16 protein-coding genes are annotated in these 14790 nt (G+C 58.3%); 12 read left to right on the top strand and 4 right to left on the bottom strand.

Features of this window, described 5'->3' with window-relative positions:
• The first annotated feature begins 88 nt into the window (after positions 1-88).
• On the top strand, positions 89-1012 hold the full coding sequence (locus ABNF92_RS13230; RefSeq protein WP_069181986.1) for an alpha/beta hydrolase: 924 nt from the start codon (positions 89-91) through the stop codon (positions 1010-1012).
• An 81-nt stretch (positions 1013-1093) separates the two neighbouring features.
• Complete coding sequence (locus ABNF92_RS13225; protein ID WP_349342395.1) at positions 1094-1843, top strand: hypothetical protein; 750 nt, start codon at positions 1094-1096, stop codon at positions 1841-1843.
• A gap of 19 nt (positions 1844-1862) precedes the next feature.
• Here ABNF92_RS13225 and ABNF92_RS13220 read toward each other — a convergent pair whose 3' ends face one another.
• Positions 1863-2141 carry a polyhydroxyalkanoic acid system family protein gene (locus tag ABNF92_RS13220; RefSeq protein WP_069181988.1) on the bottom strand — a complete coding sequence of 93 codons (279 nt, stop codon included), beginning with the start codon at positions 2139-2141 and terminating at the stop codon, positions 1863-1865.
• A 1165-nt stretch (positions 2142-3306) separates the two neighbouring features.
• Here ABNF92_RS13220 and ltrA point away from each other — a divergent pair.
• The 10 genes from ltrA to ABNF92_RS13170 all read left to right on the top strand — a co-directional run bounded on the left by ltrA (position 3307) and on the right by ABNF92_RS13170 (position 11367).
• Positions 3307-5094, top strand: a complete 1788-nt coding sequence (gene ltrA, locus ABNF92_RS13215) for a group II intron reverse transcriptase/maturase (protein WP_349342394.1) — start codon at positions 3307-3309, stop codon at positions 5092-5094.
• Positions 5095-5197: 103 nt separating this feature from the next.
• Complete coding sequence (gene ubiE / locus ABNF92_RS13210; protein ID WP_349342393.1) at positions 5198-5989, top strand: bifunctional demethylmenaquinone methyltransferase/2-methoxy-6-polyprenyl-1,4-benzoquinol methylase UbiE; 792 nt, start codon at positions 5198-5200, stop codon at positions 5987-5989.
• Positions 5989-6630: an SCP2 sterol-binding domain-containing protein gene (locus tag ABNF92_RS13205; protein WP_349342392.1), complete on the top strand. Its 642-nt coding sequence runs from the start codon at positions 5989-5991 to the stop codon at positions 6628-6630. The genes ubiE and ABNF92_RS13205 overlap by 1 nt, the downstream gene beginning before the upstream one ends.
• Positions 6627-8270 carry a ubiquinone biosynthesis regulatory protein kinase UbiB gene (ubiB, locus tag ABNF92_RS13200; RefSeq protein WP_069181991.1) on the top strand — a complete coding sequence of 548 codons (1644 nt, stop codon included), beginning with the start codon at positions 6627-6629 and terminating at the stop codon, positions 8268-8270. The genes ABNF92_RS13205 and ubiB overlap by 4 nt, the downstream gene beginning before the upstream one ends.
• A 27-nt stretch (positions 8271-8297) precedes the next feature.
• On the top strand, positions 8298-8714 hold the full coding sequence (gene hisI / locus ABNF92_RS13195; protein ID WP_069181992.1) for a phosphoribosyl-AMP cyclohydrolase: 417 nt from the start codon (positions 8298-8300) through the stop codon (positions 8712-8714).
• A 12-nt stretch (positions 8715-8726) separates the two neighbouring features.
• Positions 8727-9056, top strand: coding sequence for a phosphoribosyl-ATP diphosphatase (locus ABNF92_RS13190; protein WP_069181993.1), 330 nt, complete (start codon positions 8727-8729; stop codon positions 9054-9056).
• A gap of 88 nt (positions 9057-9144) precedes the next feature.
• Positions 9145-9384 (top strand): Sec-independent protein translocase subunit TatA, encoded by a 240-nt coding sequence (gene tatA, locus ABNF92_RS13185; RefSeq protein WP_069181994.1) that lies wholly within the window; start codon positions 9145-9147, stop codon positions 9382-9384.
• Between the two features lie 11 nt (positions 9385-9395).
• Positions 9396-9869 (top strand): Sec-independent protein translocase protein TatB, encoded by a 474-nt coding sequence (gene tatB, locus ABNF92_RS13180; protein ID WP_069181995.1) that lies wholly within the window; start codon positions 9396-9398, stop codon positions 9867-9869.
• A complete protein-coding gene (gene tatC / locus ABNF92_RS13175) occupies positions 9866-10651 on the top strand; it encodes a twin-arginine translocase subunit TatC (RefSeq protein WP_069181996.1) in 786 nt (261 codons plus the stop codon). The genes tatB and tatC overlap by 4 nt, the downstream gene beginning before the upstream one ends.
• Positions 10648-11367: a 16S rRNA (uracil(1498)-N(3))-methyltransferase gene (locus ABNF92_RS13170; protein ID WP_349342391.1), complete on the top strand. Its 720-nt coding sequence runs from the start codon at positions 10648-10650 to the stop codon at positions 11365-11367. Before tatC ends, ABNF92_RS13170 begins: the two co-directional genes overlap by 4 nt.
• On the opposite strand, the gene ABNF92_RS13165 is transcribed toward ABNF92_RS13170, so the two are convergent.
• The 3 genes from ABNF92_RS13165 to ubiH are packed head-to-tail and all read right to left on the bottom strand — an operon-like array spanning position 11339 to position 14790.
• Positions 11339-12271: a DUF808 domain-containing protein gene (locus ABNF92_RS13165; RefSeq protein WP_069181998.1), complete on the bottom strand. Its 933-nt coding sequence runs from the start codon at positions 12269-12271 to the stop codon at positions 11339-11341. The two genes, ABNF92_RS13170 and ABNF92_RS13165, sit on opposite strands and share 29 nt — an antisense overlap.
• 19 nt (positions 12272-12290) lie before the next feature.
• Positions 12291-13514 (bottom strand): UbiH/UbiF/VisC/COQ6 family ubiquinone biosynthesis hydroxylase, encoded by a 1224-nt coding sequence (locus tag ABNF92_RS13160; RefSeq protein WP_349342390.1) that lies wholly within the window; start codon positions 13512-13514, stop codon positions 12291-12293.
• Positions 13507-14790: a 2-octaprenyl-6-methoxyphenyl hydroxylase gene (ubiH, locus tag ABNF92_RS13155; protein WP_349342389.1), complete on the bottom strand. Its 1284-nt coding sequence runs from the start codon at positions 14788-14790 to the stop codon at positions 13507-13509. The genes ABNF92_RS13160 and ubiH overlap by 8 nt, the downstream gene beginning before the upstream one ends.

The raw sequence follows: 14790 nt of genomic DNA, 5'->3' as shown, positions 1-14790 counted from the left end.
CAAAGCGAGTTGATCGGGGTACAAAAGGCTTACCAGCACACCCTAATTCCAATAACAGGCCATTGCCGTGCTGGAAGGGAGAGCAGTTATGAAAGCGAGCCATGTTCGCAAGCTGATAAAACCGATTGAGAGCGCCTACTCGGAAATGTTCTCCGGGCGGGTGTATCGCGTTGGCAAGGGCGCGGTGTCCGTTCGCAACCACAGTGGCAAGGCCGAACAAACCGTGATCGGCGTGCACGGCTTTCTGGAAAACCACTGCTACTTTACCCAGGCCTACGAAGCACCCACCACTGAGCTAATTCTGCTCACCTGCAGCAATTACCACATTCCGGTGAACGGTGTTACGCCGGAGGCCCCGGACTGGGAAGTGCCGATCAAGCACCTGGAAGGCACCATCGAATACGATGCCTGCATTCTCAACCAAGCGCTTTCCAGCCTGCCCACGACTGACAACATCCGGGTACATGGTCACTCCCGGGGCGGGGCGGTGATCCTCGAGGCCATCAAACAATGGCCCGACCTGTATGAAGACGTTGAAGTGGTGCTTGAAGCGCCCGTACTTCCCGACGGCCGACTCTCGGCGCTGGTGACCACCATTCTGGAGCCGGTAAGCCATGGCATGTGGCCCTGGCTGATTCGTCTGATCAACAGCGCGCCCTCGTCTGCTTACGGACAGACCTTCTTTGGCAAGATGAACCCGCGCAAGAAGCAATTGCTCAGCAAACTGTTCTCTGCCACCAAGGATCATCTGACCATTGTTCGTAACATCGAAAACATCATGGACTGGATGGCGCGAACGGATACCAGCGTCTACAGCCACGTGCGCCACGGCACCTTCCTGATTCCAGCGGTAGACCGCATCCTGGATCGCTCATCCATGCTCGCCAGTGCCCGCCAGAGCCCGACCACCATGCGAATCGTCGAAACCGAGGCGCCGAGCCACTTCATCACCCTGGACAGCAAGGAATGGGTCCCGGGGTTCGAAACGCTGCCCGCAGCCGCACAGGGCTAGCCCGGGCATTGCCCTGCTGCAAGACCGCCGCAGCTCCGCTAGACTACGCTCTTTTCCTGAAGTTTAGTGGAGCCATCGCCCATGTACCGTGAGCGCCTTGTCGCTACCGAAGCCCGCACCGAAAGCGCTCGCCGGCTGCAAACACTGCTGTTGGACTACCATGATTTCAGGCGTCTGAAAGCCGAGCACCCACTGGTGGAGAATGCGTTCCACCTCGCCGACTGGCAGGCGGAACGGCTGAAGGCAACCCATGAAGACCTTTACCACCACCCCGGCTACCATCACGGCCTGGAGTTCCTGTTGACCGATCTGTACGCCCCCGCCGGTATGACCCGCCGGGACGACAATATTGATCGAGTATTCCCGAAGATGGTGAAGTGGCTGCCGGATAATCTGCTGGACACGTTTGCCGGGCTGGTGGAGCTGAACCTGATCACCCAACGGCTGGACCTTGAGCTTGCCGAGCTGTTAGAGCAACAGGGCATCCGGGCCGACTCAATTAACACTGACGACTATTGTGCCGTCTACCGCCAGAGCCGGATGCTGAGTCAGAGGGAAAGACAGATCTCCCTGGTAGCCGAGGTAGGGCAGCAACTTGATCGCTATGTCCGCAACCGCACTCTGGGGTGGCTGCTGTCGATGACCCGGAGCCCGGCGGAAATGGCCGATCTGACCGATTTGCACAGCTTCCTGCACCGGGGCTACTCCGCCTTCCGCAAGATGGACGATGTGGAACTACTGATCGACCGGCTGGTGTCCCGGGAACAGCAGGTAATGCACAACATTCTGAACCATCACCCGGACCCGTTCAGCCTGCCGGGCGACCTTTAAGCCGACATGCAGCAACGAATCAGGCCTTGATGATCTGGTCCAGCTGCGAGTGGATTTCCTGCTCGATGCGGGATTTGAAGGGCCGCAACATCAAGCCCAGTTCCAGATGAATGTGCAGATCCGTCGGGGTAATGTTCAGGTGCCCCTTGACGCCGCTTCGTTTGAATTTCAGGTGATCGCCTTCCCACTGGTAATGCACGTCGAACTGGCTGGAAAGGTCTTTGGCCAGGGATTCGGCAGCCTCTCTGGCGTGTTCTTTATCCAGGGCATGCGGGCGGTGTACATCAATGACGGACATGAAAACGTTTTCTCTCGGATTTGGACGAATTTACAGTTTAGGGCGCTATTTAACTCACCGCCACCCTTGTAGCAACCCCGTCAGCGGTTAGAATACGGGGTTCAGGTGCGACACGTTATCGTGTCGCGTGATTGGTGGTAGCTGGCCTTGACGCCAAAACTCATTGCTATCAATGAGTTAAAGTCAAAAACAGCATATTAAGCATAGCTGTAAAGCTACACTGAGCGCATCGCTCAGGTAAGATATCGGGCCACCCGATAGAAGAAAGGCGCGATTTTTGATCAAAATATGATCAACTTTTGCAACTTTCTTAAAGCTGCAGGACAATTTTTTGTAAAAAATTGTTACAGCGCACGAAGCCCTATAGGGGATCACGACCCCTGCGGGGTCCGTGCGTCCTCTGAATAGGTTATTGAGTGCAATGTCTCTAAAGTCGCGAGACTTGAGTGCTTAGTATCCAACCACGCGGAGCGAAAGCTCTGTCTGTCAATGTCCGGCTGATCGCCTACCCGGCGAAAGGTATCGGATCCTCGCATGTACCTGCGAGTTCACTACGACGGCATGCTATTGGGGCCAACCCGATGGTGTGAAGCCCGTCTGACAATGTCGCATTCCCAGAGAGTATCCAACTCGGCGACGAGAGGGATATCAACTCCGAATCGCACGGAGTTGGTGCGGCTAGTGACCCCACCCTACGGTTAACGTAAGTGAATCATCGTTCGAACCATCGTCAGTATTGACGGGCCTACGGCGATTATTGGCCTCAGCCAAAATCGGCAATGCGGTTGGTCATCATTGTCTGAACTAATGATGCGGTACCACACAACCGCCGGTGGATAGATGGAACCTACGGGGATGGATTGGTGACAGACAGGGAACGTGGAAACCCTGATCTCTGGCCCAGCGATGGGCAGGCAACGCGTAAGCGGCGCTGATCAGAGTGAGGAGTAGGAGGGTGCAAGAAGCAAATGGCTCGCTGTAATGGCGAGCATAGCGGCTGAAACATGCCGACGCGGGACACTGCGGCCGACGTGCACCTGGTCTATTTGCGTGATGACACTTGCCGATTTCGGCGAGGATTAAACAACAAACCCGAGGGGGTAGATATCCCCCTCGGGGGACATCTGCCTCCGGAGGATTCTTTAAATTCCTCAAGGAGGGCTGTATGAAAACGAATCTGGCTTACCCAGAAACGTCTGCGTCTTCCAGCGGCGAGGTAACATCTTGGCACGAGGTTCCTTGGGCCACGGTGGAAACCGCTGTTCGAAAAACGCAGTTGAGAATCGCGCAGGCGGCAAAAGACGAAGACTGGCGGAGGGTTAAACGCCTCCAACGGTTGTTAGTCAACTCGTTCTACGGTCGATGTTTGGCCGTTAAACGAGTAACCGAAAACCAGGGCAAGAAAACGCCCGGGGTTGACGGCATCACCTGGGGGACGCCCAGTGCCAAATGGTGTGCTGTACAACGTCTGTCAGAGAAGCGTGGCTATCGGCCTAAGCCCCTCAAGCGGGTCTGGATACCGAAGCCCGGCAAAAAGGAAAAGCGTCCGCTCGGCATCCCAGTCATGCTGGACCGTGCCATGCAAGCGCTTTACCTCCTTGCCCTTGAGCCCGTTGTTGAAGCCACGAGTGATCCGAAGTCCTATGGATTTCGGCCAGATCGCTCGACGGCTGACGCGATGGTGGAGCTCTTCCATCTACTGGCACCGAAAACCGGTGCTCAGTGGATTTTGGAAGCCGACATCAAGGGATTCTTTGACAACATCAACCATGAGTGGCTGAGTCGCAATGTCTGTATGGACAAAGTAGTCCTCAGCAAGTGGTTGAAAGCCGGGGTCATTGACCGGCAACAGTACTCGGCTACCACAGCCGGAACACCACAGGGTGGGATTATTTCGCCCTGCTTGGCAAACGCCACTCTGAACGGCCTGGAAACTCAACTGAAAAGCTATCTGGCTGATCAGTTGGGCAAAGCCAAGGCCAAAAAGAGAAAGGTACAAGTGATAAGGTATGCGGATGACTTTGTCGTGCTGGCAGACTCGAAAGAGCTGCTGGAGGATGTCATCAGACCTTGGACAGAACAGTTCCTTGCAAAGCGAGGCGTTGAGCTGTCCCAAGCAAAAACGCACCTGACTCACATTACCGACGGGTTCGACTTTCTGGGATGGAATTTCAGAAAGTATGTGCCGACATCGCCTTACCGGAAGCCAAAGCTGCTGATCAAGCCCTCAAAGAAGAATGTACAAACGTTCTATCGGAGAGTAAGCGAGGTCATCAAAAGCAGCGGCGCGCTAACGCAGGAGGCGCTCATCGCGCAACTGAACCCGATACTGCGGGGATGGGCCAATTACCATTCCCCAGTTGTGGCGAAACAAACCTTCAGTAAGCTGGAAAATCTCATTTTCTGGCGTCTCTGGAGGTGGGCGAAGCGCAGGCACCCGAAGAAATCCGCTGATTGGATCAGGAAGAAATACTTCCATCACATAGGCGGACGGAAACGGGTGTTCGCGCATCCCTACATAAACCGCAGAGGGGAACGGGCATACCGGGAGCTGTATCACCTACCCGGCACGCCTATCATGCGTCACAAACGTCTCCCGGTTGATTACCAACCTTACGACGTAGAGCATGAACTGAAGTGGGAAGCCCTCAGGGTACAGCGGCAGCGGCACAAACTGCGCTTCCGCAAACAGATCATGAGTCTGTATATCAGGCAACAAGGACTCTGTGCACTCTGTGGGCACCCGATAACGGAGGCAACTGGTTGGCACGACCATCACATCATTCGACGTGTGGACGGCGGACCGGATACCTTACAGAATCGGGTACTACTTCATCCCAACTGCCACGCTCAGGTTCATAGCCAGGGCGGTACAAAGGTGACTCTTAAGTGGAGCGGCATTAGAATGCGTTCTACTGAGAAACGACGCCGGTCAGATGAACGTCTGACTTAAATAGGCTTGAGCCGTATGCGGGGAAACTCGCACGTACGGTTCTTAGGGGGGGATGGGCCAGTAATGGCCTGTCCCTACCCGACATTCTGACAGGACATCTCCCATGAGCGAGCAGCAAACGCCAGCCAACCAGGCCGCAAACAATAACGGCCAGGATAACGTCACCCACTTTGGCTTCCGCAATGTACCGAAAAGCCAGAAGGCGAGCCAGGTGGCCGAGGTATTCCACAGTGTGGCGGGCAAATACGACCTCATGAACGACCTGATGTCCATGGGGATCCACCGGCTCTGGAAACGCTTTACCATTGAGCTTTCCGGGGTACGGCCCGGCCATCAGGTACTGGATATTGCCGGCGGCACCGGCGACCTCACCATGAAGTTTTCAGACCTGGTTGGTCCCTCCGGCAAAGTGGTGCTGGCTGACATTAACGCTTCCATGCTCCAGGTGGGCCGCAGCCGACTGACGGATCGTGGTTACGCCGGCAACATTGAGTACGTACAGGCGGATGCCGAGCACCTGCCATTCCCGGACAACAACTTCAATGCGGTCTCCATCGCGTTCGGTCTGCGCAATGTCACCGACAAGGACCAGGCCCTGCGTGACATGACCCGGGTTCTCAAGCCCGGTGGCAAGCTGATGATCCTGGAGTTTTCCAAGCCCACCAATCCGTTGCTGAGCAAAGCCTACGACACCTACTCGTTCTCCGCTCTGCCACTGATGGGTCAGCTGATCGCCGGCGACAGCGAAAGCTACAAGTACCTGGCCGAATCCATCCGCATGCACCCCGACCAGGACACCCTGAAAGGCATGATGGAAGATGCCGGCCTGGTGAACTGCAAGTACTACAACATGACCGGCGGCATTGTTGCCCTGCACGTGGGAATCAAGCCCTGATGTTTCCCGGCCCCACCCTGCTTTCGGCTGTCTCCGCGATCCTGGAAAGTGCCCTGAACCGGGCCCTGGAACTGGATCCAGCGGGGCATCGTGCCCTGATGGAAGCATTGGCGGGCCCGGTGCAGTTTAATGTCACCGATCCGGTTCCCCTGACCTACACGCTGGATAGGGCCGGAGAACGTATCCGGATGGGCAGCCAACCTGTGGACCAACCGGCTCTTGAGATCACCGGCAAACCCATCGCCTTTGCGGCACTGGCCACCGGTGATGATCGGGTCTTTGCCGACGGCCGCCTGGAAGTGACGGGCGATACAGCGCTGGCTCACCAGCTGCAGCGCGCACTGAACCAGCTTGAGCCGGACTGGGAAGCCGCCATGGCCCAGCACATCGGTGATGTCCCCGCGCACTTTCTGGGCAAACGCATTCGCAGCGCCATCCGGTGGAGCCGGCAGGCCTTTCAGTCGCTGAATGCCAACATCGAAGAATATGTGCATGAAGAAAGTCGTGCCTTGCCCGGGCGACGGGAACTGGAAGCCACGTTCGAGGATATCGACGAACTGAATCTGCGCACCGAAAGACTGGAAGCCCGACTGAACCTGGTTGAGAACCGCGGCAAGACTGACGAACCGGAGAACCTGTGACCCGCCTGCAACGCCTGTTTCGAATTGCCTGGGTATTTTGCCGCTACCGGCTGGACACGTTCCTGCCCATCGCGGAACTGCCAGCGCCCCTGAAGGTGTTCTTCCTGCTTGCGCCATGGCATCTGTTCCCCAAACCCAAACTGGACAGGGGTGATCGACTGCGGCTGGCCCTCGAGGAGCTGGGCCCCGTGTTTGTAAAGTTCGGCCAGATACTCTCGACCCGACGGGATCTGTTGCCGGATGACATGGCCGAATCCCTGAAAAACCTTCAGGACCGTGTGCCGCCGTTTCCGAGCGATGAGGCCCGGGGCATTATCGAAACCTCGCTGGGCGCCCCAGTGTCGGACCTGTTTGCCGAATTCAGCCCGGACCCGCTGGCCTCCGCCTCGGTTGCCCAGGTGCATGCAGCCACCCTGCCCAACGGCCAGAAAGTAGTGGTAAAGGTACTGCGCCCGGGTATCGAAAGGGTGATTCGCCAGGACCTTGCCCTGATGTACCTTATGGCCGGCCTGCTGGAAAAATACTGGTCCGAGGGCAAACGCCTGCACCCGGTGGAAGTGGTTGCCGACTACGATTCCACCATTCACGACGAACTGGACCTGCAGCGTGAAGCCGCCAACGCAAGCCAGCTGCGCCGGAATTTCGAGAACTCCTCCCTGATCTATATCCCGTTTATCGACTGGGACTACACCCGCAAATCCGTGCTGGTGATGGAGCGGATTCACGGCATCCCCATTGCCGATACCGCCGCCCTGAAAGCCGCCGGCGTCGATATGAAGGTGCTGGCCGAAAAAGGCGTGGAGATCTTCTTTACCCAGGTGTTCCGGGACAGCTTCTTTCACGCCGACATGCACCCGGGCAACATCTTCGTGGATACCTCCAACCCCTCGGATCCTCGATATATCGCCATCGATTTCGGCATCGTTGGCACCCTGGCACCGGACGACCAGAGCTATCTCGCCCGCAACCTTCTGGCATTTTTCCGTCGTGACTACCGGCAGGTTGCGCAGTTGCATATCCAGTCTGGCTGGGTACCACCGGATACCCCGGTGAACCAGTTTGAAGCGGCCATTCGTACTGTCTGTGAACCGATTTTCGAGAAGCCGTTGAAGGACATCTCCTTTGGTCACTTCCTTTTGCGCCTGTTCCAGACAGCGAGGCGATTCAACATGGAGGTGCAACCCCAGCTTGTTCTGCTGCAGAAAACCCTGTTGAACGTGGAGGGGCTGGGTCGACAGCTCTATCCGGATCTGGATTTGTGGAGTACCGCACAACCGTACCTTGAAACATGGATGCGCAAACGGATTGGGCCGTCGGGGTTGATCAAGTCGCTGCAGTCCCACCTTCCGTCCTGGCTGGAACAGTCGCCAGAAATGCCGCAACTGGTGCACGACGCCCTCCTCCAGCTGCGGCAGGCCGGGCCCACCGAGCCGCAGAACCAGGCTACACTGGAGTTGCTCCGTGAGCAGCAGGTTCGCACCGAGCGGCGCTGGCGGCGGGTTACACTGGCGGTACTTCTGGTTGCCGGAGGCATTCTGGGCACCCAGCCTGAGGGCCAGCAATGGCTTGAAAGCGTGCCCACCTGGAGCTGGGCCCTGTTTGCAATTGCCGGTGGACTCATGCTCCGCGGCAGCCGATAACCGACAAAGATTTCAGGATTCACAAAAATGCAAAATAGCTCGGATAACGTCGAGACCCCTGACTGGCTGGATGCCATTCGCTGGACAGAGGACGGCTTGGTGCCAGCCATCGCCCAGGATGCCGAAACCGGCGATATCCTGATGATGGCCTGGATGAACCGGGAATCGCTCAGGCTGACCGCCGAAGAAGGCCAGGCCATTTACTGGTCCCGCTCTCGAGGCAAGCTCTGGCGCAAGGGGGAAACCTCAGGACACCAGCAGGTCATTCGGGACATTCGACTGGACTGCGACGAGGACGTCATCCTGCTGAAGGTGGAACAAAAGGGCGGCATCGCTTGCCATACTGGCAGGCGCAGCTGCTTCTACCGGACCCTGGAAGATGGTCAGTGGGTCAGCGTTGACCCGGTGATCAAGGACCCCGGCACTATTTACGGCAGCAACTGAGGAGCACGGACAGTGAGCGATGTACTGGAAAACCTGGCGCGGGTTCTGGAGGCCAGGAAAGAGGCAGACCCGGAAACCTCCTATGTAGCCAGTCTCCACGCCAAGGGTCTGAACAAGATTCTGGAGAAAGTCGGGGAAGAGTGCACCGAAACCCTGCTGGCCGCCAAGGACGCAGAACACTCCGGTGAAACCCGGGATGTGGTTTATGAAACCGCCGACCTGTGGTTCCACAGCTTGGTGATGTTGTCCCGACTGGGCCTTGGCCCGAAGGACATCCTGGATGAGCTGGCCAGCCGGTTCGACCTGTCAGGCCTGGAAGAAAAAGCGTCACGGGAAAAGTGAGCGGTAATACCTCTAAAGGGGTTTCCGCGTAACCGTTCTGGTAACGTACAATGTCATTGAACAGAAACATTAAAACGAGGACCCCGTAATGGGTATCAGCATCTGGCAATTACTTATCGTACTCGGCATTGTCATTCTGTTGTTCGGAACCAAGAAACTGCGCAACATCGGCAGCGATCTGGGTGGCGCCATCCGCGGCTTCAAGAAGTCCATGAACGATGAGGACTCCAAGGCCGAGAACCAGGAATCCCTGGAAGGCAAGGAAAACGAGCAGCCGCAACAACAGGCCGCGGCCGAAGACAAGCCCCGGGACAAGTCCCACAGCTGAGACCAGGCTGAATGTTCGATATCGGCTTTCTTGAGCTGCTGATCTGCGGCGTCATAGCGCTGTTGGTACTCGGCCCCGAGCGCCTGCCCACGGCTGCACGTGCTGCGGGCCGCTGGGTGGGTGGCGCGCGACGTATGGTCAGCCAGTTCACCTCGGAACTGGACCGGCAATTGAAAGCCGATGAGCTCCGCGAAGAGCTTCGCAAGGCAGGCGATGTTGGTCTGGATGATGTGCAGAAAACCGTGCGTGGCGCCCTCGACGAGGCTAAAAAGTACGAGCACATGATCCTGCCCGATAACGAAACCCAGAAGCCAAGGCCCGCGCCGGCGACACGACGTGTGTCTGGCCAGCCAAAGCCCTCCGAGTCTTCTGACCGGGAGCAGGCTGGTACCAGCGACGCTCCGCAGACGCCGGATACAGGCTCTGCCGGGAACGACCAACCCAAAAACGAAACCCCGCAAAGTCCGCCGGATAACCGTTCATGAATGCAAAACCCGACGGCAACCAGATGCCTCCGGAACACCAGGAAATGCCTCTGATCGAGCACCTGCTCGAACTGCGCAACCGCCTCCTGAAGATGGTTTTAGCGGTACTGGTGTGCTTCGCGGCCATCTATCCGTTTGCCAACGAGCTCTACCTGTTCCTGTCTGAACCGATCCGCTCCCTGTTGCCGGTTGGCCAGACCATGATCGCAACGGATGTAACCTCGCCCTTCTTCGCGCCGTTGAAGCTGGCGCTGGTACTGGCGGTGTTCGCCGCCATCCCGATCATTCTTTACCAGCTCTGGAGTTTTATTGCACCGGGCCTCTATGCCCACGAGAAACGGCTGGCCTTTCCGCTGTTGTTTACCTCGGTAATCCTGTTCTATGCGGGCGCGGCATTCGCCTATTTTGTTGTATTCCCGCTGGTATTCGGCTTCTTTACCGCGATCGGTCCGGAAGGCATCGTCGAATTGCCGGACATCACCAGCTATCTCAATTTCGTGCTCAAGATGTTCTTCGCATTCGGTGTGGCCTTCGAGATTCCGATCGCCACCGTGCTGTTAATCCTCACCGGGGCCACCACGCCAGCAGATTTGGCGGCCAAGCGCCCCTATGTGGTGGTTGGCTGCTTCATCATCGGCATGCTGCTGACCCCGCCTGACATTATCTCCCAGACGCTGTTGGCTGTTCCCATGTGGATCCTGTTCGAGGTCGGCATCCTGTTCGGGCGGCTGGCAAAACGGGAAGTGGCGGACGCGGACAGCGATGAGCCTGCCGGCGAATGAATCTGGCGTTACTGTTTGATGAGGATTTCATAGCGCCTGACCGGGCCGTATTACGCGGCCGGCGCCTGGCTCACCTGCACTCGGTGATCAAAATCGTTGCTGGCGATACAGTGCCGGTGGGCCGCGAGGGTGGCCAAATGGGCACCGGAGAGGTCGTCCGACTGACCGATACCGAGGCGGAACTCCAGGTAACCCTGGACCAGCCTCCCCCTGCACCACTGCCTCTCACCCTGGTTCTGGCGATGCCCCGACCGAAGATGTTCCGCCGGATACTGCAGACCTGCGCCGCACTTGGCGTGAAAGACCTGTGGTTGATCAACAGCTACAAGGTGGAAAAAAGCTTCTGGCAAACACCGTGGCTCTCAGACCAGCAAGTGCGAGAAAACCTCACCCTGGGGCTTGAGCAGTCCAAAGACACCCTGATGCCCCGGGTGCAGATCCGCAAGCTGTTCAAACCCTTTGTGGAAGACGAGCTTCCGTCGCTGGTGGCAGGCAGAAAAGCCCTGGTAGCCCACCCCGGCACGAGCACACCCTGCCCGACGCATCTGAACCAGCCGACGGTACTCTGCATTGGCCCCGAGGGTGGTTTTACAGATTACGAAGTAGGCAAACTCGAAGACGCCGGTTGCCAGGGTGTCCACCTCGGCCCCCGCATCCTGAGAGTGGAAACTGCGGTACCAGTGCTGGTTAGCCGGCTGTTCGACGCCTGTCTCTAGCAGCCTGCCACCACCGGGCCAGTGGCGTAATCATGGCCACCAGTAACGCCCCGGCCAACACCCCGAACAGACCGTTGGCTATCGTCGGCACGAGAGCACCAACCACACCACTGAATCCCTCGGCAAAGTGATGAATGGCGTCGTAGACCGGCGTGAATCCGTGGGTGAGAATGCCACCACCCACCAGGAACATCGCCAGGGTGCCAAGAATGGAGAGCGTCTTCATCAGATAGGGGGCCAGCCATAGAATACCTGCGCCCAGCTTCTGGAGCACGGGGTTGTCCTGCTGACTGAGGTAGAGACCGCCGTCGTCCAGCTTGACGATCCCTGCCACCAGGCCGTACACAAAAACTGTGATCATGATGGCAACCACCGCCAGCACCATGAACTGCATGCCGATCGTCTGGGTTGTTACGGTGCCCAGCGTGATGGCAATAATCTCCGCAGACAGAATGAAATCGGTACGGATGGCGCCCTTGATCTTGTCTTTCTCGATCGCCCGAAGGTCGGTTTCCGGATTCTTCAGGGCTTCACGCAGCTGCCCTTTGCGCTTCTGATCTTCCTCCCGATGCAGAAACTTGTGCACCAGTTTCTCGAAACCCTCGAAACACAGGAAGGCACCGCCAAGCATCAGCAACGGCGTGACCAGCCAGGGCATGAAAAAACTGATCGCAAGGGCCGCCGGCACCAGGATGGCCTTGTTGATCATCGACCCCCTGGCTACAGCCCAGACCACGGGTAACTCCCGCGCAGGTTTCACGCCAGTTACCTGTTGGGCGTTGAGCGCCAGATCGTCACCCAGAACACCCGCCGTTTTCTTGGTGGCGGTCTTGGTCATCAGGGCGACATCGTCCAGCACCGTGGCGATGTCATCGATCAGAACCAGAAGACTGCTTCCTGCCATTACAAAATTCCTTTTCTGTTCAACCGTTAAGACCCATGGCCTCGGCCGCAATGCGGTTTTTCACCGGGCCCAGCTGATTGAGCCAGCGCAAACCGGTGTTGCGCAGCCAGCGTACCGGCAACTCATCACGACCAAACAGCTGCTTGAACCCCTCCATGGCCGCCATCATGGTCAGGTTTTCACCTTTCCTCCGGCGCTGATAGCGCGCCAGAACCAGTTCATCCGCTGGCCCCAGGCCTGCTTTCCTTGCCCGCGAAAGCTCGTCCAACAGAGTGCGTACATCGCCAAAGCCCAGATTGGCGCCCTGCCCCGCCAGCGGGTGAATGGTATGAGCTGCGTCGCCGACCAGGGCGAAACCGGGCGCAATGTAGTCTTTCGCGTGGCGCTGGCGAAGCGGAAAAGCAAACCTTTTGGAGACTGCCTGAACCGTTCCAAGCTCGCGCTCGATCGCCTGCTCAAGCTCGGCCACAAATTCCGTGTCCTCCAGAGCCATCAGGCGCCTGGCTTCGTCGGTATCCTGGGACCAGACAATGGAGCAGAAATGCTCAATGCCCGATTCGGGCAGCAAAGGCAGGAACGCCAGCGGCCCAGTCATTGAAAACCGTTGCCAGGCGGTAAAGCGATGACTCTGACTGGTTTGCACCGTGCACACGATGGCCTGTTGGTCGTAGTCCCATTCGCGGGTTGGCAAACCTACCCACTGACGCAAACGGGAATTGGCACCGTCACACCCCACGACCAATCCGGCCGCCAGGGATCGGCCACCCTCCAGCTCAAGGGCGTAACTCCCTGAGGACCGCCTGCAGCCGGTAATACTTGCGCCCTCGATCAGCTCAACCGGGCTTTGCTCCAGGGCGCGGAACAATGCCCGCACAATACTGCGGTTTTCGACGATCGTCCCAAGGGCCCGTGCCTGAAGCTCGGCAGCTTCAAACTGTATTCGCCCAGTACCATCACCATCCCAGACTGTCATGGTCTGATAAGGACAGTGTCGACCGGCGGTCACCTCGGACCAGACTCCGAGCTGCTCCAGCAAGCGTTGGCTGGCGACCGAAATGGCACTGACCCGAGGCTCGAAATCGACAACGGTGGCGGCAGGCTCCGGTGCCCTGACCAGGGTTTCGTGATCGGAGCCCTCCACCAGCGCCACATGCCAGCCCTGACGTGATAGCCCGAGAGCCAGGGCGGATCCGATCATGCCCCCGCCGGCCACCAGAATATCGAAGGTTTTCACTTCACTCATGACCAGGCGCCTCCCGGCCCAGATTTCCAGGCCGGTCAATCACCGCCCGGCGCCCTCCCAGGCCCATCGCCTTGCGCGCAAACCAGCGCTTGACCCCGGGCAACAGATCAAGACCCACCAGACCGGCATCGCGGGCAGCAGTTACCGGCAACATGGAGTGTCCGAACAGGCGTACAAGAGAATCCGAGAAGCGTACCGTCTGCTGCCAATCCTGGCGATGCAGAGCGTGGTAACGTTTGAGGACCTCGAGATCCCCGATGGATCTGCCCTGTTCTTCCGCCAGCCGGAACTGCTCCACCAGAGTCATCAGCCCTCGCAGGGCCAGATTGAATCCCTGCCCGGCAACCGGATGCAGGGCATGGGCCGCATTGCCCACCAGGGCAACCCCGGGGCGCACCGGCTCGTCTACCGTCGTCAGGGTCAGCGGGTAATGGTGACAGGTACCAATGCGGGTAAACCGGCCAAGACGCCAGCCAAACCGGTCCTGGAGCCAGCGGCATTTTTCCTGGTCGGGAAGTTCAAGAACTTCCTGCAATGCCTCGTCGGACAGGGTCCAGACCAGTGCCGACTGGTGCCCTGCACGCGTGGGAGAACCATGGGGCAAAAGCGCCATGGGGCCGGCATCGGTGAATCGTTCAAAGGCAGTGAAACCGTGGCTGTCACTTGTGGAGACATTGGCGATCAGGGCATTCTGGCCATAGCTGTGACGATCGGGCCTGAAGCCAAGCTTCTCACGCAGTCCGGAGCGACCGCCATCCGCCACCACCAGGCAGCGAGCCGTCAGTTCCGGGGCATCTTCGCCATCCTCCGACAGCCGGACCCGAACGCCGCCGGGAATGGGCGTCATATCAGTCACCTCTGCCGGCGCGCGCCACTGGACGTTGGTCTCCAGCAACTCACGCATCAGGCACAACCCCATCCAGCGGTTGTCAGCTACATAACCAAGGGCCTGCTGACCATGCTCGGCGGCATGCAACCGGGTGGCGCCGAAATGCCCCCGATCCGACACATGGATATGCTCAATGGGCGTGGCATGCTCGGCGAGACGATGCCACAGCCCAAGCTCTTCAAAAATCAGCCGGGAGCCCCACGCCAGAGCAGTGGAACGTGCGTCGTAGCTGGGCTGGTAACTGTCCGGCAGGGCATCGGGAGATAGCGGAAAGGCCTCGACTACGGTCACGTGCAGCGACGGCACCATCCGGGCCAGCGCCAGGGCGAGGGTTGCTCCGGCAAGGCCACCACCGGCAATGATCAGATCGGTATCGGGCTTGGTCAC

This window comes from Marinobacter sp. MMG032, from assembly GCF_040112695.1.
GTDB classification, from domain to species: Bacteria; Pseudomonadota; Gammaproteobacteria; order Pseudomonadales; family Oleiphilaceae; genus Marinobacter; species Marinobacter salsuginis.
This window is presented reverse-complemented; position numbering and strand designations above follow the sequence as displayed.

Bases quoted from the DNA above. Each gene is read 5' to 3' on its own strand.
- ABNF92_RS13160 (WP_349342390.1), bottom strand. From the start codon at position 13,514: ATGAGTGAAGTGAAAACCTTCGATATTCTGGTGGCCGGCGGGGGCATG.
- tatC (WP_069181996.1), top strand. From the start codon at position 9,866: ATGAATGCAAAACCCGACGGCAACCAGATGCCTCCGGAACACCAGGAA.
- ABNF92_RS13170 (WP_349342391.1), top strand. From the start codon at position 10,648: ATGAATCTGGCGTTACTGTTTGATGAGGATTTCATAGCGCCTGACCGG.
- ABNF92_RS13205 (WP_349342392.1), top strand. From the start codon at position 5,989: ATGTTTCCCGGCCCCACCCTGCTTTCGGCTGTCTCCGCGATCCTGGAA.
- tatB (WP_069181995.1), top strand. From the start codon at position 9,396: ATGTTCGATATCGGCTTTCTTGAGCTGCTGATCTGCGGCGTCATAGCG.
- ltrA (WP_349342394.1), top strand. From the start codon at position 3,307: ATGAAAACGAATCTGGCTTACCCAGAAACGTCTGCGTCTTCCAGCGGC.
- ABNF92_RS13220 (WP_069181988.1), bottom strand. From the start codon at position 2,141: ATGTCCGTCATTGATGTACACCGCCCGCATGCCCTGGATAAAGAACAC.
- ubiE (WP_349342393.1), top strand. From the start codon at position 5,198: ATGAGCGAGCAGCAAACGCCAGCCAACCAGGCCGCAAACAATAACGGC.
- hisI (WP_069181992.1), top strand. From the start codon at position 8,298: ATGCAAAATAGCTCGGATAACGTCGAGACCCCTGACTGGCTGGATGCC.
- ABNF92_RS13165 (WP_069181998.1), bottom strand. From the start codon at position 12,271: ATGGCAGGAAGCAGTCTTCTGGTTCTGATCGATGACATCGCCACGGTG.
- tatA (WP_069181994.1), top strand. From the start codon at position 9,145: ATGGGTATCAGCATCTGGCAATTACTTATCGTACTCGGCATTGTCATT.
- ABNF92_RS13230 (WP_069181986.1), top strand. From the start codon at position 89: ATGAAAGCGAGCCATGTTCGCAAGCTGATAAAACCGATTGAGAGCGCC.
- ABNF92_RS13225 (WP_349342395.1), top strand. From the start codon at position 1,094: ATGTACCGTGAGCGCCTTGTCGCTACCGAAGCCCGCACCGAAAGCGCT.